This is a genomic window from Caproiciproducens galactitolivorans (assembly GCF_004768785.1).
GTDB lineage: Bacteria > Bacillota > Clostridia > Oscillospirales > Acutalibacteraceae > Caproiciproducens > Caproiciproducens galactitolivorans.
The window spans coordinates 437253-455430 of the sequence record NZ_SRMQ01000001.1 but is presented as its reverse complement, the minus strand read 5'-3'; the positions used below and the strand labels follow the sequence as shown (position 1 = coordinate 455430).

Here is an 18178-nt window from a genome sequence, read left to right as displayed (position 1 = left end):
CGCTTTTTGATTTGCCAAACGGTATGAAACCACGCGGGCTGGGCAATCTATTCAAGAGGTGATTTTATGTCCTATATTGATCCAAAACTTCGCAGCAAGTTTGAATCCTTATCAATCGACTTAAAAAACGAAATTTTAAAACGGGACGTCAAGCTATATACCATTCAGGATTTAATTAAATGCCTGGAAAATATTGTTGCAGAGGGTTAAACCTCTGCTTTTTTATCACCAAATGCCAGTCCGGTTTTTGCAATCACAGTCGATCAAAACATACGAACTGCATAATATAGTACCAGTATAATACCATAAAGGGGACAAAGTATATGAACGATAACTGCGAATTTACAAATCTTTTTCGAAAATTATGGCAAGATCATATTCAATGGACAAGATCATTTATTATCAGTACTGCGGCGGATTTAGGGGATCTGCAATACGTTACAAAAAGGCTTTTACGGAATCCCACCGATTTTTATAATGCTTTAAAACCTCATTATGGCGAAGAAAAAGCAAGAAGGTTTGAAAAGCTTTTGACGGATCATCTTCTAATAGCCAGCAGACTGGTGAAGTCCGCAAAAGCCGGCGATTCGGAAACGGCCAACGAAGAAAGAAGAAAATGGTATTCGAATGCAGATCAAATTGCCAGATTCTTAGCAAATATCAACCCGTACTGGTCGGAAAACCAATGGAAGATCATGCTGCACGAACACTTGAAGCTGACGGAGGATGAAGCAACTAACCGGCTTATGGGCCAATATGCGAAAGATATCGCGTTGTATGACATTATCGAAGACCAAGCCTTAATGATGGCGGATTATATGGCAAAAGGCATTAAGAGGCAATTCGATTAACAAACGGGGTAAAAAAATCTCATTTGGGAGCAGATAGAAAATTTGCTCCCTATTTTTTTATAAATATTTTTCTGATTTAGATTAACTTGATAATACCGGAAAGGTATTGTATACTTGATTATAGGAAATATTGGTAACTGTTTTTCTATGAAAGTATTTCAAAACAAAAAACAAAAGGAATATCAAAATGAATATAAATCCACAAATAACAAAAGAGCTTGTTCCCATTCGTGATTTTTCTGCTTACGTCCGAGATTTCCTGTTGGAAGAATCCGTGATTTCCGGCATAAAATGTTCGAAAGAGCAGTTGGAAACTGCTGATTTTTATAAAATAGAAATGCAGAATTGCGTTTTAGAAAACTGCGCTTTGCGCAATTGTGATTTTGAAAATGCAAGCTTTGTCGACGTTGTATTCCAAAATTGCGACCTGTCCAACAGCAGATTTACGGGAGCCTATTTTGAACGATGCCGGTTTGTTTCCTGTAAATGCATTGGAATTAATATGAACGAAACAATTCTGAAACAGACGGTTCTTGAAAAATCAAAAGTGCAATATTCTAACTTTAACAAAGCCAAATTAACAGAAGTTTCATTCGACCATATTGATTTTACCGAATCGTCTATGGCGGAATGCAATCTAAAAAAATTTACTGCAAATCAATCGAAATTTGTTAAGAATAACTTCTTCAAAACAATGCTGGCAGCAATGGACTTTACCGAAAATGAGTTTGCCGCGCCAATCGTATCCACCCCTCCCGTTGAATTAAAGGGAGCCATAATCAATATGTTCCAAGCGGCGGATTTAATCGGGCTTTGGGGCATTACTGTCAAGTATAAATAATATAGAACAAATAAAACAAAGCGCCACGCTTTTGGGCGTGACGCTTATTTTTAGAAAATTTACTTCATATTCTGTTCGTAGCTTTTAATCATATTTTTGACCATCTGGCCACCGACAGATCCAGCCTCTTTAGAAGTCAGATCGCCGTTATAACCCTGCTTTAAGTTAACGCCCACTTCGGAAGCGGCTTCCATCTTAAACTTATCAAGGGCTTCTCGTGCTTCAGGAACAACATTCCTATTACTTCTGGAAGACATAATCAAAACACTCCTTAGTTCATTTAATTAATTTCAAATTTTTTTCTGTCTTGCGTTTGCATTCCTATTTTGTGTACCGTAAAAGCATTTATGAGTGTAAATATTTTGAAAATTAAATGACATATCCTACTGTCGAGTCCTCGCCGGAAAGAAGCAATGCCGCACATACGGCCAGGATTCTCGTCGGGCTTAACTTTGACAGCAGCTTTACTGTAAAATCATGCGGCTCCAGAATCTTTCCGTCAATTGTCGGAACACTTCTCTGAAGGCTTAAAGTAGCGCTCACCTCATCCAGACCCGCAATACTCAGGGTGTCTTTTGCGCTTGTGCCGCAAGTGATCGCCGCGGCTTGCGTTCCGTTCAGGATCTCCGCAGCATGGGAATTTTTCATTTCAAGAATACATAAGAAGCCGTTCGGAATATTCATTTTTTCCGAGGAAATAAAGCTGTTTTTAAATAGAATAATTCCCTTTCCAAGCTCAATCTGCGGAAGTTTTTCGCAATCATATACAAGGTATTTTATCCCTTCGCCCCCATACTTTTTCAGGCTTTTTTCACTGAAATACTGAGCGCCGCCATATCTTTCCAATGTGGGAAGCAGAGTGCATGAAACAGCTGTGTCGATCAATTTGCCGCACAAAATAATGTTTATCATTCTTTACGCCCGCTTTCCATAAAGTCTAATAAACATTATTTGCTGCTGCGCGGAAAGTATGTAACAATTAAAATTGGTTAATTTTTATTTTTTAAAAACTGATTGAGATAGTTTACAAGGCGTCCGGCAATTTCAGCATCCAACTGAATACTGAGCGGACAAAGATCCAAGCCGCGCTCCTGCCCCGCTTTATATACCCACATTGAGAAATATTCATCATTGTACTGAACATCCATAACCGTTCTGCTGTTCACCCGAATTTCCCGGTCACATTTGCGTATATCCATGATTCTGGCCATTTTCCCCACTCCTTTTTATTGATTACCATTATAATTTACAATTCCATATTTTACAATACAAGGCACTCGCCCGGATTTCCGTGCCGGTGCTTTCCGGCTTTATCACCCGGCCAGTTCGTGCAAGGTTCCAAAGGTATACCCCATCGCTTCCCACTTGGAAAGCAACTCATCCAAGATTTCCGAATTGGTTTTGGACGTGCTATGAAGCAGCACAACCGCGCCCGGATGAATCCGCGGTAGAAGCTTATTAAAGGCCTGCTCCTTTGTAGGCTGCTTATCCCTGTACCAATCCACATAGGCAAGGCTCCAGAAGATCGTTTTATACCCAAGTTTATTGGCTTGCTTCAAATTATCAACGCTGTATTTCCCTTGGGGAGGCCGATAATATTTCTGCATATCCTTTCCGGTAATTTCCTTGAATTTGATTTCCACGGCGGATATTTCCTTTTTAAACGCCTCCATATCCGATATTTTCGACATATCCGGATGCGTATTGGTATGATTCCCTACAATATGGCCCTCCGCAATCATCCGTTTCACCAAATCCGGGCTTGTATTGAGATAATTTCCCACGACAAAAAAGGCCGACTTCACGTTGTGCTTTTTCAGAACGTCCAAAATTGCCGGCGTATACCCGGCTTCATAGCCGGCGTCAAATGTCAGATAGATCACTTTTTTGTCTGCCGAACCTACAAAATATGCGTTATATTGCTTCAAAAAATCGGACGAAGCATTCCCCGTAGGCTGTTTTCCATTTTCGCTATAACCAAGCCCCCAGTTCGTATTCGCAGCTAAGGTTTCCACGGTAGCCGTCGTCTGCGGACGGTTAAACCTTATCACCACTGCCAAAAGTAGGACAAAGCACACCAACACAATTGCTATTTGTTTTTTCCCAATTGTAATGTACACGTATCCAACACCTGCCTTTGTAGTAAATATATTATTAAGCCGTATAGAATATCAGCGTATTTTTTTATTTCAGTATTTTAAATAAAACCGCCCGTGACGTTCTGTTTCGAAACAAAATAATGAAGCCGGGTTTAAACTGCGGTATACGCGCTTTGCGGTGGCTCTTGGCAGCGGGCTCTTTGGCAATAATGAGTTAATATCAAGTCTAATCTCTCAAATTGACAAGCTCCCTCTTCCACACATATCATGTATTACCCCTTTATTTTCAACAGGAGGTGATAAAAGATATGTGTTGGAATCGTTGCCGCCGCTGCGGATGGTGCAGGTACTGCGGCTGGTTTGGTCAATCCGGATGCTGTGGGTTCTTTAACTGCCGCCGTTGGTTCGGCTGCTGCAATCGACGGGGATGCCAAAACCGGTGCCGTTGCTGTTGGTTCTAATGATAAGGGCTTCGTATTCTGCTGTTTAGCGGATTACGGAGCCTTCCTGCAGAAAAATTTCCATAAATTGTCACACGTTTGTTCACATAATCTTCACATTCCTTGTTTATAGTTGAATCATTCCATTCACACGCGTCACCGTGCAGGTAATAATCCTGCACAATGAAATCACTTTTGAGAAAACCGCCCAGCAATGGGCGGTTTTTCATTTCCAGTATTACATTTGCAAAACGATTACAGAATTTGTGCTTTCGCGGCTTTTGCCTGCGGCTTGAGCTGCTGTTTTTTACTACTTGGCATTCCAATGCACGATATTGACAGTTTCAAATCCATGGTCATACTATGGGACATCACACATGAAAGGAATGTCCCATATGAGTCTAACCTGTTATACAAACTCTTCCGATATTGCCGCTGCCAGCAGCAATAATTGTGAAAGCAAGGGCTGCGGCGTGGAAAGCGCAAGGGCATTAAAACGGATTCTTGGTTTGCTAGATAATCTCAACAATGATGACTTGCGCTTACTGGAAGACATCATTGAAAGGCTTCTTTGCAGCAGAAAATGAAATTAAACTCTTTCTTCTGCCCAACCTACCACCCTGTGACAGGGCGGTAGGTTGTTTTTAACTACTTGAAAAGCGTATTTGTTTCCTTAAAATATTCCTGACAGGACGTTTTGAGAAGCTGCAAAAACAAACGAAAAAAAGCATGCAAAAGAATCTCAGTTCATGAAATTCCCTTACATGCCATTCGTCATTTACAGGTAATCAAACATCGATTGCTTCGCTGAAGAATTTGTTGTGAACCGCCGTAACAGCCTTGTCTGCATCGCAGCGGTCAATCAAAACAGAAATCTTAATTTCACTCGTCGCAATCATCTGAATATTGATATTGGCCTCATACAGCGCTTCAAACATTTCGGCGGCTGTGCCGGGATGCGTTTCCATTCCTGCGCCGACAATGGAGACCTTGGCCACATTTTCATCGTATACCACGCTGTTCGCGCCGATGAGTTCCACATACGGGTTGAGGATGTCGATGGTTTCTTTCAGGTTTGCCTGGCTGACCGTAAAGCTGATATCTTTTGTACCGTTTCTGCCCACGGATTGAAGAATAATATCGACATTAATATTTTTCGCAGAGAGTTTTGAGAAAATTTTGAAAGCGAGGCCCGGACGATCCGGAACACCAATAATTGAAACACGGGCGACGTCGTCGTCCTTTGCGATACCGCTGATAAGCATTTTTTCCACTTTTGTTGCCTCCTTAACGATTGTGCCTGGTTTTTTTGTCAAACTGGAAAGAACTTCAAGCTGGATACCGTATTTCTTTGCCATTTCAACGGAACGATTATTAAGCACCTGCGCTCCAAGCGTCGCCAGCTCCAGCATTTCGTCGTATGAAATATGATCAAGCTTTCTTGCATTTTTCACTTTACGAGGATCGGCTGTAAAAACTCCTTCCACATCCGTGTAAATCTGACATAGATCCGCTTTCATTACCGCTGCGATTGCAACCGCGCTGGTGTCCGAACCACCGCGCCCCAGCGTCGTCATATCATTATAGCGGTTAATGCCCTGGAATCCTGTTACAACCACAATATTTCTCTTATCAAGTTCCTTTTGAATACGATCCGGCACTACGCGTTTAATCCTTGCGCTGCCATATGCCGAACTGGTATAAAAACCAGCCTGCCATCCCAAAAGCGACACAACCGGATATCCCAGCTTTTCAATCGCCATCGCCAAAAGGGAAGCCGAAATCTGTTCGCCTGAAGTCAGTAGCATATCCATTTCTCGCTTTGATGCATTGGGATTAATCTCGTTTGCCTTTTCAATTAAATCGTCCGTTGTGTCGCCCTGAGCGGAGACAACCACAATCACGTTGTTCCCCTGTGAATAGGTCTTTGTAACAATATCCGCCACATTATATAGCCGCTCGGCATTTGCAACGGAAGTGCCGCCAAATTTCTGTACTATTAGACTCATTAGGTTCCATCTCCCATATCAATTAAGAATTATTCAATGGATATCTGCGCTCCGTCGGAATCGGTGGCCAATACCTTAATCTGCCAGCCGGTAATCCCCTTTTCCTCCAGATGGTTTGCCGCATATTTCGCAAATACATCTGTATCCGCCGCATCAATCATCGAAACAATGGTGGGCCCCGCCCCGCTGACGTAGGTTCCCAGCGAACCGAGTTCGTAGCTCAGGCGAAAAACGTCGTCCAAATGGTCGATCAGGCTTGCCCTGTAGGGCTGGTGGATTTTATCCTGAACCGCTACACGCAGGTTTTCAAGCTTTCCGGAAAACAGAGAGGCCGCCATGAGCGCGGATCGGGAAAGATTGTATACCGCGTCGCTCCGCGAATACTCCTGCGGAAGAACGGAGCGTGCTTTTTCTGTTTTCAATTCAAAGGGTGGAATAAAAATCGCAAACCGGATTTTTTCCGAAACAGGAACACTTACGCTGTAAACCCTGCCCGCTTCCATAGCCGAGGCGGCAAGCCCGCCTTCAATAGCGGGGGTCGTGTTGTCCGGATGCCCCTCGATTGCAGCGGCTAGGTTGATCAGTTCCTGTTGCGAAAGAGGGCTTCCCAAAAGGCGGTTCGCGCCCAGAATGCCCGCAACAATACATGCCGAGCTGCTTCCAAGGCCGCGCGCCATCGGAATATTATTCAACTGTACGATTTTGAGTCCGGGAAGTTTCCTCCCGCATTTTTCGTAAACCTGTTTTGCCGCCCAGTAAATCAGATTGCTGTCATCGGTTGGTATTTCAATAGTATCCTTGCTGGAAATATCAATGGTATCGGATTCTTCCATCCAAACCTGATTATATAAATTCAAAGCTATTCCCAGCGAGTCAAATCCGGAACCAAGATTTGCGCTGGTTGCCGGCACTTGAATTCTTATCATTTCATCAACATCCTATATTTGAATTTATAAGTTTCCTATGCGGATTGTATTCTCCACACAAATTCCCATTGATTTCAATTTTTCCAGCTTTGTCAGGATTTCTTCTTCCTTCATGCTGTTGGTTACAAACGCAAATTCCCCGTTTTCCGCGTTTTTACGTGAAAGCCGCGTGACTTCGCCGAAAATCTGCTTGACATTTTTCAGAGCGACCGCTTCGTCTTCGGTTTTCGCACGAACATACATGGAAATTACATTGAGGCGGTAATCCTCAACATAATCCTCGGAACCGTCCTCCCAATACAGATATTTTCTTGCCTTAAAATGCTTCACGCAGTCAATAACATCCGCTACGACAGCGCTTGCAGTCGGAAGCTTGCCGGCTCCCTTGCCATAAAACACAACGTCGCCGGTGGAGTCTCCGCGCACCATTATGCCGTTAAATACGTCGTCCACCGTAGCAAGCTGGCTTTCCCTTGGAATAAACATCGGGCAAACAATAATTTGCAGTTTTCCATTTTCCAACGCGCGAACCTGCCCGATCAGCTTGACCACACCGCCCCACGCCGCTGCATATTCCACATCTGCCAGCGCGATTTTGGTAATGCCCTCCGTGTGCACCTGCTCCGGGTAAACGTGCTTCCCATACGCCAGGGAAGCAAGGATACAAATTTTGCGGCAGGCGTCGGAACCCTCGATATCCGCAGCGGGATTGCGCTCCGCATAGCCAAGCTTTTGCGCCAGAGCCAAAGCGTCCTCAAAGGTCATCTGTTCGCGGATCATTTTCGTCAGTATAAAATTGGTTGTACCGTTCAGAATACCTGCAATTTCCACTACATCATTTGCAGCAAGGCATTGGCTGATCGGCCGGATAATCGGAATACCGCCGCCGACGCTTGCTTCAAACAGGAAGTTCAGGTTGTTTTTCTGTGCAATTTTCAGTAGCTCGGCACCTTTTGCAGCAACAAGCTCTTTATTCGAGGTAACAACGCTCTTCCCCGCTTCTAGACAGGCTTTCACATATTCAAAGGAAGGATGGAGTCCGCCCATCACTTCTACCACAATCTTAACCTCGGGATCATTAAGAATGGTCTCAAAAGATTTTGTAAATTTACTTCCAAACGGGCTTCCGGGGAAATCCCGCAAGTCCAGTATATATTTAATGCTGATTTCTTCTTTCGCTCGTCTTGCAATATTTTCCGAGTGATTGGTCAATACTTCCACCACACCGGAGCCAACTACGCCATACCCCATTACTGCTATTTTTACCATATGTAGCACCTCCTGTTATTTCCACTTAAATTTAAAAATTGTAATAAGCACTTTAACAGTTTACCATGAATTAGCGCAACATTCAACTTGCAAATTAAACGAAATGCAGATGCCTTAAAGAAGGCATCCGCATAAGTTTGTCAGAAATTTTATCCAGCCGGAACAATTGAATGCGTGGTACGTTCATTCTGCGTTTGCTGCTCCTTACGGGAATTAGGCGGGGAGGACGCTCGAGAGTCCTCATTCGGAACAGAATTTTGTGATCCTTCCGGAGGAACTGAATCGTCGCCGGGATCGGACAGATTTTCCTGTTCGCCATTGGAACTTGATTCATTCGAAAGTGATGTATATGCAGAACCGACTCCCGCATGGACACCATCACAAGTTGCAGGCATATTATTCTTGTCATACCACCCAAGCTGTGTATCCCCATCCGAATGAGGATTTGCAAGCAAACCGGTTTTCGTGCAGAAATAAGCGGACACGACATTGGGATCATAGGTAAATTTCACTTTGGGCTTATTCTGCAAATATTTCGACATAATCTTTTTCCATGTCGATACTGCATAGGTCGTATTTGTAAGATGCTTAGGCGTCAGATAGCCTGTCCAGATACCAGCTACCGCATAGGGTGTGCCGCCGATAAACCAACTGTCTTTTTCGTCATTGGTAGTACCGGTCTTTCCAAAAACTTCCCAGCCGCTGATTGCCGCCCCGCGCCCGGTACCGTGCGCACCGGTTACAACATTATTTAAAAGCCGATGCATAATCGAAGCGGTTGTTGAACGAATTGCCTGCGTGGGAATTTGCCCCCGATTATCAAGGATGACGTTTCCGTCATGGTCATCCACATGATAAAAGGTATAAGGCTTATAGTATTTCCCACCGTTTCCAAACATTGCAAATCCCGACGTCATTTCGCGCACGGTCACACCTTCGCTGAGACCGCCTACGGCCATTGGCGCACGGTCGTTATCGGCAGGGACAAGGCTTGTAAAGGATAATTTGTCCCTCAAAAAATTATAGCTGACATTTGGCGTAATCGCAGACCCGATCTGAGCGGCAGAAGCGTTCAGGGAGCGTTCCAACGCCCACGTCAAAGGTATTTTTCCCCAGTATTTTCCGCTGGTATTGCCCGGGCCCCAGTTTTTTGGGCCGGGCCTGCCGTCACTGAACCAGTTCGGTAGCGGACTGTCATTCACCAAGGAGGAAAAGGTATATTTTCCCGATTCGATCGCCGGGCTGTAAACAGCCAAAGGCTTAATGGTAGAACCGGGCTGCCTTTTGGAGGTTGTTGCAAGGTTAAGAAGGCGGTTGCTCTTCTTTTCGCCCCTCGAACCAATGGCAGCCAACACCCGCCCGTTATAATCCATCGCGATATAACCGGCCTGAAGCTTTTTATCGCTGCCAAAAACATTATCGGATTTTAGAACTTCCTCCGCAGCCGCCTGCATATCCGGATCCATTGCAGCGTAAATCTTTAATCCGTCATGATACAGCATGTCCACCGCCTTTTCGCTGGAACAGTTGTAATGCTCCATCAAGGCCTCTTTTACGTCTTCAAACAGGGTGTCGACATACCAGTTCCAGATCGGGACATTATTCACGACATTCTCGGATTTCTTTCCTACAAACGTCATATGCTCCGATTTTTTCATAGCCGTCTGGTATTCCGTATCGGTAATCTGTCCCTGATCGTGCATTTCTTTTAATACCGTCTGCTGACGCTCTTTATTCAGTTCCGGGTGAACAAGCGGTGAATATTTGGACGGATTTTGCGTAATGCCGGCTATCGCAGCACATTCCGCAATATCACAGTCCTGAATATTCTTTCCAAAATACAGATTCGCTGCGGACTGCACTCCGTTGCAGCCGCTTCCAAAATTAACAATATTCAGATAAGCGGTGAGGATTTCCTCTTTCGAATACTTCTTTTCCAGATTCAGCGCGCGGAAAATTTCCTTAACCTTACGGGTAAGGCTCACGTCCTTATCCCCGGTAACGTTTTTGATAAGTTGCTGGGTAATGGTGGAGCCGCCGTAGCTGCTCCCTTTTGAAAACAGGGTTGTAACTGCGCCTAAGGTTCGTTTCCAGTCGACACCTCTATGCTCCCAGAAACGCTTGTCCTCAATGGCAACAATCGCATCCTTCATCGCCTTCGGAATCTTGTCATAGTTCACCCATACACGGTTTTCGTTGCTGTAAAGGCTCTGATACTGCACCGGATGAGCGCTGTCGTCACCCGGGCCGTTTACATAAATAAAACTGGTATAGTTCAGTTGCAATTTACGCAGATCATAATCCATCGTTTCATTTTTCAAGCTGAAAATAAATGAAAAAAGCGAAATGGAAACAATCAGGCCGGTAATGAATACTATGGTGAAAATTGTAAGAAGGCTTTTGGAAACGATTCTGCCGATTGATTTCGATGCGCCGCTTCCGTGTGAACCAGCGTACTTATTAATATCGGTTTTTCTCATCGGCCCCACCTTTTCGGGAAAAATTTCTTAAATATAACTAAGAAGTGAATAGATTTCCATATTTTTCAAATAATACCTAAGAGGTGATCCATTTGAAAAAGAACTGGATTGTGCTGCTGTGCGCTGTTATTATAATGATTGCTGGACTGGCAATCGTTTTTTCACAGAACCATATATCTGGTACACCTGTGACGTCAAGCTCAGATATATTAGATAATTCTACCCCAAAAGCGCCATCAAGTCAAGGAAGCAGCGAAATTATAACCATGACAAGCAAGAGCGACGTATATATTGTTAAAGAATACAAGGGGCATATCGGCATATTTTTTAACGATGAAAGCAAGCCCTATGAGGAAATACAGGTGGATGTATCCTCCCTTCCGGAAGCGGATCGCAAGCTCTTAAAGGAAGGGATAAAAGTTACGGATACCGACCGTCTCAACAGCATTATTGAAGACTATGAAAGTTAGCAGTAAAAAAGGCTTTTCAATACTTGTTAAACGGGGTTTTGAAAAGTCTTTATCTCTGCGGCAAATATTCGCAGAAGAATCATGATTTTCGGGTTTTGTGATAAAGTTTTTAATTATAAATATTTTATGAACATATAATTCGGGAGGCAGCTATGGAATATTCACCCTTAGTAATCGGTGTTGCGGGCGGCACCGGTTCCGGAAAAACGACGCTCGCAACAAAGCTCAAGCAGGGAATCGCCGGTAATGTCATTATCTTATCGCATGATTTCTATTATCGTGCCAACACGGATATTCCATATGAGCAGCGTATAAAAATGAATTATGACCATCCCGATGCTTTTGAAACCGAATTGCTGGTTGAAGACATCAAAAAGCTGAAAAACGGAAAACCAATTGACCATCCGCAATATTCTTTTGTTACGTACACTCGCACGAACGAGACCGTACATGTGGAACCGGCGGAAGTAATTATCGTTGAGGGTATCTTGATTTTTGAAAACAAGGACCTGCTCGATTTAATGGATATCAAAGTGTTTGTCGATACGGATGCCGACATCCGTCTGATCCGGCGTCTCTCCCGCGACGTCAAAACACGCGGAAGAACCCTTGATTCTGTTATTACACAATACATAAAGACCGTAAAGCCCATGCATGAGCAATTTGTTGAACCCTATAAAAAGAAAGCGGATATCATCATTCCCCGCGGCGGACAGAATCTCGTTGCGCTCCATATGCTTATTGACCGTATTAATGCACTTATCAAACAGAAACACGGGGATCTATCGGAATAATAATCTATCAAAAGTCTTACCTATGCGCCGCGGCGTCTTTTCGCCGGCGGCAATTTTATTGTTGGGGCATTGCAAGAAATTGCTTTTAGGAACTTGAAAACGGACATAATAAAATCGGCACCGGCTTTTAACCGGTGTCGATTTTTTTATTTCTTCATTTATTTTGCTACGATATTAACCAATTTGCCCGGAACATAAATTTCCTTAACAATCTTTTTGCCGCTAATTTCTGCGGCGATTTTTTCTTCTGCCTTTGCCGCAGAAAGAGCCGCGTCTTTCTCGATGTCTGCCGCAACACTCAAGTGCGCACGCACCTTGCCATTCACCTGAACAGCAATCTCAATGGTGTCTTCTACGCATTTTGCCTCATCGTACTTCGACCACTCCTGCTGGCAAACCATTCCGCTCCCGAGCTGCAACGTTTCCCAAATTTCCTCCGTTACATGCGGGGCAAAGGGATTCAAAAGGATGGTATAAATCTTCAGTTCATCCGAAGTAATGGAACCTGCGTCAGAAATATCATTCATCAAAGCCATCAGCGCTGCGATCGCGGTATTAAATTTCAGGGCTTCGATATCTTCGCCGACTTTTTTGATCGTCTTATTGAAAGCGATTTCCAGGCTTTTGCGCACGCCCTTTTCATCGGTAAGTATGTTCTGCAAATTCCAGTAACGCTCCAAAAAGCGGCGGCAGCCTTTAATTCCCGCAGAACTCCACGGCGCCGCTTTTTCAAAGTCGCCGATAAACATTTCATAGAGGCGCATGGTATCCGCGCCGTAGGTGTCCACAATTTCGTCCGGGTTTACAACGTTTCCGCGGGATTTGCTCATCTTTTCCCCATTTTCGCCCAGAATCATCCCATGGCTTGTACGTTTCGCATACGGTTCCGGCGTCGGAACTTCGCCGATATCGTAGAGGAACTTATGCCAGAAACGGCTGTAAAGCAGGTGGAGTGTGGTATGTTCCATTCCGCCGTTATACCAGTCAACCGGCGTCCAGTACTTTAAAGCGTCCTTTCCGGCAAACGCCTCGCTGTTGTGCGGATCCATATAGCGCAAGAAATACCAAGATGAACCGGCCCACTGCGGCATGGTGTCCGTTTCGCGCTTTGCCTTACCGCCGCAGTGCGGGCAAGTCGTATTTACCCAATCCGTCATGCAGGCAAGCGGCGATTCGCCGTTATCGGTTGGCTCGTAGGATTTCACTTCCGGAAGCTTCAGCGGAAGCTCGCTTTCCGGCAACGGAACATACCCGCATTTTTCGCAGTAAACAATCGGAATCGGTTCGCCCCAGTAGCGCTGGCGGGAGAACACCCAGTCACGAAGCTTGAAATTCACTTTCGAATGGCCGATTTCCTTTTCCGTCAGATATTCGATAATCTTTTTCTTCGCTTCTTCCACTGTCAAGCCGTCAAGGATACCGGAATTCACCATTACCCCGGTTGCGCAGTCGGTGAAGGCTTCCTTCTGCACATCACCGCCTTTTACAACCTCAATAATCGGAAGGCCGAATTTCTTCGCAAATTCCCAGTCGCGGGTATCGTGAGCCGGAACAGCCATAATCGCGCCCGTTCCGTAGGAAACAAGGACATAATCGGAAATGAAAATCGGAATTTCCCTCCCCGTTACCGGGTTGATGGCCGAAACGCCATCCAGGCGCACACCTGTCTTGTCCTTCGCCACTTCGGTGCGTTCAAAATCGGATTTTCTGGCGGCCTCCGCCTGATAAGCCCGGATTTCCTCCATATTGCGGAGCTTGTCCGCCCACTTTTCAAGCATGGGATGCTCCGGTGAAACAACCATGTAGGTCACGCCGTAAAGCGTGTCGGGCCGGGTTGTGTAAACCGTAAGCTTGTCGCCCGTAGTGGTACGGAAATCGACCTCTGCGCCTGTGGAACGCCCGATCCAGTTAATCTGCTGCGCTTTCACGCGTTCGGGATAATCAACAAGGTCAAGGTCGTCGATCAAGCGCTGGGCGTATTCGGTAATTTTAAGCATCCACTGGGACTTTACCTTGCGGATCACTTCGCTTCCGCAACGCTCGCAAACGCCGTTGACCACTTCTTCATTGGCGAGCACACATTTGCAGGAAGTGCACCAGTTGACCGCCATTTCTTTCTTATAGGCAAGGCCGCGCTTAAAAAGCTGGAGGAAAATCCACTGGGTCCATTTATAATATTCGGGATCCGTCGTGTTGATTTCACGTGACCAGTCAAAAGAAATGCCGAGGGATTGAAGCTGCTGCTTAAAGCGGGCAATATTTTTCTTCGTTACCTCCGCCGGGTGCACATGGTTTTTAATTGCAAAATTTTCTGTCGGCAGGCCAAACGCGTCCCAGCCGATCGGATAAAGGACGTTATACCCCTGCATGCGGCGTTTCCGCGCGATGATATCAAGAGCAGTATAGGAACGCGGATGGCCGACATGCAGCCCCTGCCCGGAAGGATAGGGGAATTCGACCAGCGCGTAATACTTTGGTTTATCGGAGTTGTTGGAGGCATGGAAAACACCGGATTGTTCCCATTTTTCCTGCCACTTTTTCTCAATGGGTTTATGGTCGTATTTCATTTTTACTTTCGCTCCTGTTCATTTCGATCATTTCTGAATATCGGAAATATCTACGATTTCCCCATCCTGCCACAAGCGGTCAAGGTTGTAAAATTCACGTGCGTCGGACGTAAAGACATGAATGATAACACTACCATAGTCCAAAAGCACCCAGGAATTGGAACGGTAGCCTTCGACATGGTCCGGGCTTTTGCCAAGCTGTTTAAGCTGAAACTCGATCTCGTCCGCAAGGGATTTTACGTGGGTGCTACTTGTTCCGGTCGCCAGTACAAAATAATCAGCCAATACGGAGATATCTTTAATACTGATAATTTTCAGGTCAATCGCTTTTTTGTCATCTAGGATTTTTGCAGCCTTTTTCGCAAGTTCAAGTGGCGTCATACTCATCAACCTAACCTTTCCTATCAGTTTTGTTGTAAATTCAGTATTGCATGGTTATACGCGTCAATGGTATCCGGATGAATCGGTTTTCCAGCCTGAACCAAATCCTTAATGGTAAAGGTAAGCCCGTCAACCACAGCCTGATCCAAGCTTATGGCGGCAGCCTTCCGCAATTCCTCAACTCCATCATAATCACGGTCTGCAGAGATAAAATCGGCCACAAAAACGATCTTGTCCATGATTGTCATTTGCCCCCGCCCCGTCGTGTGATACCGTATCGCGTTCAATATTTCTGTATCAGAAATATGTAACTCATTTTCAATATAAGTCGCTCCGAGCATGGCATGCCACAGTTTTTGCGCGCTGCGCTCCACGTCGGTAAGTAAAATGTGATAACGCATCATCATTTTTAGCTGTTCATCCGGGGGTATATCCTTCATAATATCATGAAGAATCCCGGCAGTTTCCGCTTTCTGTTCATTTGCGTCGTAAATCTTTGCCAGACGAACCGCCTCATCACAAACGCAAAGCGAATGTTCATAACGCTTTTGGCTTAAAAATGGCTTTATAATTGCTTCATAATCCGTTCTATTCATTTTACCGCTCCAAATACAACTTGTTCTTTATGATATATTTAGCCACCAACGGCGGTACAAGCCCCGCTATGCTCTGACCGTTTTTTACAGCGTCGCGGACCATCGTTGATGAGATCGGAAGATATTCGATATTTTGTATGACTGTTTTCGCACCCTTCTGTTTCAGCCGGCGTGCATACCGCAGGAGCGGCGCAAGGCCGTTCGGGCTGCGCGGCGCGGCGCAAAGCACGGCAAGCTGAAAAATGGTTTCGGGCTCGTGCCACTGCTCAAAGGTGAGAAACATATCCTCCCCCGTTATCAGATACAGCTCGGAATCCGGGTACAGCGCCTTCAGCTCGCGCAGGGTATCTGAGGTATAGCTTTTGCCCCGCCTGCAAATTTCCATCCCGCAGGCTTCGAATACTTTGCTTTCTTCCGCCGCAAGGCGGCACATTTGAAGCCGGTCTTCGGCCGGCGCAAGGTTCGGTGCCTGCTTGTGCGGCGGCTGATAGGTGGGTATCAGGAAAACCCTGTCAACACCAAGCCGCTGTGCATACTGCCTTGCAATATGCAGATGGCCGTTATGGATCGGGTTGAAGGTTCCGCCCAGCACAGCTATCTTTTGCATAGTTTCACCCTATATCATATTCCTTTTTGGGGACTTTGGGAAGCGTAATTTTGGGATTCTTTTCATTTTTACGGTATAAAACGAATTTCGCGCCGATTACCTGTACCACTTCCGCATTTGTCCGCCTGGCAATCTGCTCGGCAACTTCCCGCACGGGCACGGGAGAAGTTTCCAAGACCTTTGCTTTTATAATTTCGCGTGCGGTTAATGCATCGTCCGCTTGTTTGATAACATCCTCGCCGACGCCAGATTTTCCAATCATCAATATGGTATCCAGTTCGTTTGCAAGGGAGCGAAGGTAAGCACGCTGTTTACTTGTAATCATCGGTAAATTTCCTTTCTTTTTTCCAGTTCGGCAGCAAATGCACGAAGTGCCTTGCCCCGGTGGCTGATTTGATCTTTTTCCTGTGCGCCGAGCTGTGCAAAGGATTTTCCGTCCACCAGAAAAACCGGATCGTAACCGAACCCGCCGTTTCCAACAGGCTCGAACGCTATTTTCCCATGGCACTCCCCTTCCGCGGTAATTTTCGTACCGTCCGGGAATACACAGCAAATAGAACAGACAAACTTTGCCTTGCGCGCCTGCTCCGGAACGCCTCTCAACGCGTCCAACAGCTTCTCAATACGATCCATATCGCTTGCGTTTGCTCCGGCGTAACGGGCGGAATAAACGCCGGGCGCACCGTTCAATGCGTCCACCATTAGGCCGGAATCGTCCGCCACAGCCGGCAAACCGGTTTTGCGGCACGCCGCCTCTGCCTTTAAATACGCATTCTGCGCAAAGGTTTTTCCGGTCTCCTCCACTTCGTCAAACTGTACGGCGGATACAGAAATATGCAGCGGAGCCAGTATGCGCTCCAGTTCCTTCAACTTGTTTTGATTATGGGAAGCGAGTACAAATGTGGTCATTCAGTCCTCCTGTCTGGCAAAAAGGGCTTCGGCAAATTCATCCGAATTGAACGGCTGAAGGTCGTCCACCTGTTCGCCCACGCCAATAAATTTCACCGGAATTCCAAGGCTTTCACGTATGGCAAGCACAACGCCACCGCGCGCGGTTCCGTCAAGCTTCGTAAGTACAATACCGGTAATCCCTGCCGCCGCCTGAAATTCACGGGCCTGGCTCACAGCGTTTTGGCCTGTGGTTGCATCAAGGACGAGAAGGACTTCCTTATCGGCATCGGGCAGTTCCCGGTCGATTATACGCCTGATTTTCGCAAGTTCGTCCATCAGGTTCTTTTTATTATGAAGGCGGCCGGCTGTGTCGCAAATGATGACATCCGCGTTTCTCGCCTTTGCTGCGGCAATGGTATCAAACACAACAGAAGCAGGGTCGCTACCCTCTGCCTGCTTAATCATATCGGTACCGGAGCGTTCTGCCCATACTTCCAATTGCTCGATTGCGGCGGCGCGAAAAGTATCCGCCGCGCCCAAAATCACCTTTTTCCCGTCCTTTGTCAGGCGGGAAGCGATTTTGCCGATTGTCGTGGTCTTGCCTACACCGTTCACGCCGATTACCAGAATGACGGACGGCTTTGTTCCGATTTGGAGCTCCTCCCCGCCCCGAAGCATTTCCGCTACGGTTTCCCGCAGCATCCCCATAATTTCATTCGGGTCGGTAACGCCTTTTTCTTTTACTTTTTTCCGAAGCTCCTGGCAAATATGCTCCGCTGTGGGAACGCCTACGTCGCCCATAACGAGCAGTTCTTCCAGTTCTTCAAACAGCGATTCGTCAATCGTTGTAAAGGAGTGCAGCATGGACTCCACCGAAGAGCTCATTTTTTCTCTTGTTTTCTTTAATCCTTCTTTTATTTTTGAAAAAAAGCCCATCTTATTTCTCCTTCTTTAATG

At 45.8% G+C, this 18178-nt stretch carries 21 protein-coding genes; 6 read left to right on the top strand and 15 right to left on the bottom strand.

Annotated features, from left to right (window positions below):
- The first annotated feature begins 66 nt into the window (after window positions 1-66).
- The 3 genes from CAGA_RS12585 (at window position 67) to CAGA_RS02155 (ending at window position 1692) form a co-directional block, all read left to right on the top strand.
- On the top strand, window positions 67-210 hold the full coding sequence (locus CAGA_RS12585; RefSeq protein ID WP_167875134.1) for a hypothetical protein: 144 nt from the start codon (window positions 67-69) through the stop codon (window positions 208-210).
- 113 nt (window positions 211-323) lie between these two features.
- Window positions 324-851 (top strand): acetylglutamate kinase, encoded by a 528-nt coding sequence (locus CAGA_RS02160; RefSeq protein ID WP_135657235.1) that lies wholly within the window; start codon window positions 324-326, stop codon window positions 849-851.
- A gap of 187 nt (window positions 852-1038) precedes the next feature.
- Complete coding sequence (locus CAGA_RS02155) at window positions 1039-1692, top strand: pentapeptide repeat-containing protein (RefSeq protein ID WP_135657233.1); 654 nt, start codon at window positions 1039-1041, stop codon at window positions 1690-1692.
- A 59-nt stretch (window positions 1693-1751) separates the two neighbouring features.
- Here CAGA_RS02155 and CAGA_RS02150 read toward each other — a convergent pair whose 3' ends face one another.
- The 4 genes from CAGA_RS02150 to pdaA form a co-directional block, all read right to left on the bottom strand.
- A complete protein-coding gene (locus tag CAGA_RS02150; RefSeq protein WP_135657231.1) occupies window positions 1752-1949 on the bottom strand; it encodes an alpha/beta-type small acid-soluble spore protein in 198 nt (65 codons plus the stop codon).
- Between the two features lie 112 nt (window positions 1950-2061).
- A complete protein-coding gene (locus CAGA_RS02145) occupies window positions 2062-2604 on the bottom strand; it encodes a hypothetical protein (RefSeq protein WP_135657229.1) in 543 nt (180 codons plus the stop codon).
- 77 nt (window positions 2605-2681) lie between these two features.
- Window positions 2682-2903, bottom strand: a complete 222-nt coding sequence (locus tag CAGA_RS02140) for a hypothetical protein (RefSeq protein ID WP_135657227.1) — start codon at window positions 2901-2903, stop codon at window positions 2682-2684.
- A gap of 102 nt (window positions 2904-3005) precedes the next feature.
- The gene (pdaA, locus tag CAGA_RS02135; RefSeq protein ID WP_243112906.1) at window positions 3006-3752 is read right to left on the bottom strand and encodes a delta-lactam-biosynthetic de-N-acetylase; all 747 of its coding nucleotides are present in this window, start codon (window positions 3750-3752) and stop codon (window positions 3006-3008) included.
- 874 nt (window positions 3753-4626) lie between these two features.
- Here pdaA and CAGA_RS02130 point away from each other — a divergent pair.
- Window positions 4627-4818, top strand: coding sequence for a hypothetical protein (locus tag CAGA_RS02130; protein WP_243112905.1), 192 nt, complete (start codon window positions 4627-4629; stop codon window positions 4816-4818).
- Between the two features lie 201 nt (window positions 4819-5019).
- On the opposite strand, the gene CAGA_RS02125 is transcribed toward CAGA_RS02130, so the two are convergent.
- The 4 genes from CAGA_RS02125 to CAGA_RS02110 all read right to left on the bottom strand — a co-directional run bounded on the left by CAGA_RS02125 (window position 5020) and on the right by CAGA_RS02110 (window position 10915).
- Window positions 5020-6240 (bottom strand): aspartate kinase, encoded by a 1221-nt coding sequence (locus CAGA_RS02125; RefSeq protein WP_135657220.1) that lies wholly within the window; start codon window positions 6238-6240, stop codon window positions 5020-5022.
- Window positions 6241-6269: 29 nt separating this feature from the next.
- Window positions 6270-7166 carry a homoserine kinase gene (gene thrB / locus CAGA_RS02120; protein ID WP_135657218.1) on the bottom strand — a complete coding sequence of 299 codons (897 nt, stop codon included), beginning with the start codon at window positions 7164-7166 and terminating at the stop codon, window positions 6270-6272.
- 24 nt (window positions 7167-7190) lie between these two features.
- Window positions 7191-8435: a homoserine dehydrogenase gene (locus tag CAGA_RS02115; RefSeq protein ID WP_135657216.1), complete on the bottom strand. Its 1245-nt coding sequence runs from the start codon at window positions 8433-8435 to the stop codon at window positions 7191-7193.
- A 149-nt stretch (window positions 8436-8584) separates the two neighbouring features.
- Window positions 8585-10915 carry a transglycosylase domain-containing protein gene (locus CAGA_RS02110; RefSeq protein WP_135657214.1) on the bottom strand — a complete coding sequence of 777 codons (2331 nt, stop codon included), beginning with the start codon at window positions 10913-10915 and terminating at the stop codon, window positions 8585-8587.
- A gap of 92 nt (window positions 10916-11007) precedes the next feature.
- On the opposite strand from CAGA_RS02110, the gene CAGA_RS02105 reads away from it, so the two are divergent.
- Together CAGA_RS02105 and udk are read left to right on the top strand one after the other, a co-directional pair.
- On the top strand, window positions 11008-11385 hold the full coding sequence (locus CAGA_RS02105; RefSeq protein WP_135657212.1) for a BofC C-terminal domain-containing protein: 378 nt from the start codon (window positions 11008-11010) through the stop codon (window positions 11383-11385).
- A gap of 152 nt (window positions 11386-11537) precedes the next feature.
- On the top strand, window positions 11538-12179 hold the full coding sequence (gene udk, locus CAGA_RS02100; RefSeq protein ID WP_135657209.1) for a uridine kinase: 642 nt from the start codon (window positions 11538-11540) through the stop codon (window positions 12177-12179).
- Window positions 12180-12337: 158 nt separating this feature from the next.
- Here udk and leuS read toward each other — a convergent pair whose 3' ends face one another.
- The 7 genes from leuS to ftsY are packed head-to-tail and all read right to left on the bottom strand — an operon-like array spanning window position 12338 to window position 18157.
- Complete coding sequence (gene leuS, locus CAGA_RS02095; protein ID WP_135657206.1) at window positions 12338-14746, bottom strand: leucine--tRNA ligase; 2409 nt, start codon at window positions 14744-14746, stop codon at window positions 12338-12340.
- A 27-nt stretch (window positions 14747-14773) separates the two neighbouring features.
- A complete protein-coding gene (gene rsfS, locus CAGA_RS02090; RefSeq protein WP_135657204.1) occupies window positions 14774-15127 on the bottom strand; it encodes a ribosome silencing factor in 354 nt (117 codons plus the stop codon).
- A gap of 23 nt (window positions 15128-15150) precedes the next feature.
- Complete coding sequence (gene yqeK, locus CAGA_RS02085) at window positions 15151-15723, bottom strand: bis(5'-nucleosyl)-tetraphosphatase (symmetrical) YqeK (RefSeq protein WP_135657201.1); 573 nt, start codon at window positions 15721-15723, stop codon at window positions 15151-15153.
- Window position 15724: 1 nt separating this feature from the next.
- Window positions 15725-16330 carry a nicotinate-nucleotide adenylyltransferase gene (gene nadD, locus CAGA_RS02080; protein ID WP_135657199.1) on the bottom strand — a complete coding sequence of 202 codons (606 nt, stop codon included), beginning with the start codon at window positions 16328-16330 and terminating at the stop codon, window positions 15725-15727.
- A 4-nt stretch (window positions 16331-16334) separates the two neighbouring features.
- Window positions 16335-16655, bottom strand: coding sequence for a ribosome assembly RNA-binding protein YhbY (gene yhbY, locus CAGA_RS02075; protein ID WP_135657197.1), 321 nt, complete (start codon window positions 16653-16655; stop codon window positions 16335-16337).
- Window positions 16652-17239 carry an XTP/dITP diphosphatase gene (locus CAGA_RS02070; RefSeq protein WP_135657195.1) on the bottom strand — a complete coding sequence of 196 codons (588 nt, stop codon included), beginning with the start codon at window positions 17237-17239 and terminating at the stop codon, window positions 16652-16654. The genes yhbY and CAGA_RS02070 overlap by 4 nt, the downstream gene beginning before the upstream one ends.
- The gene (gene ftsY / locus CAGA_RS02065; RefSeq protein ID WP_135657193.1) at window positions 17240-18157 is read right to left on the bottom strand and encodes a signal recognition particle-docking protein FtsY; all 918 of its coding nucleotides are present in this window, start codon (window positions 18155-18157) and stop codon (window positions 17240-17242) included.
- Window positions 18158-18178 lie beyond the last annotated feature (21 nt).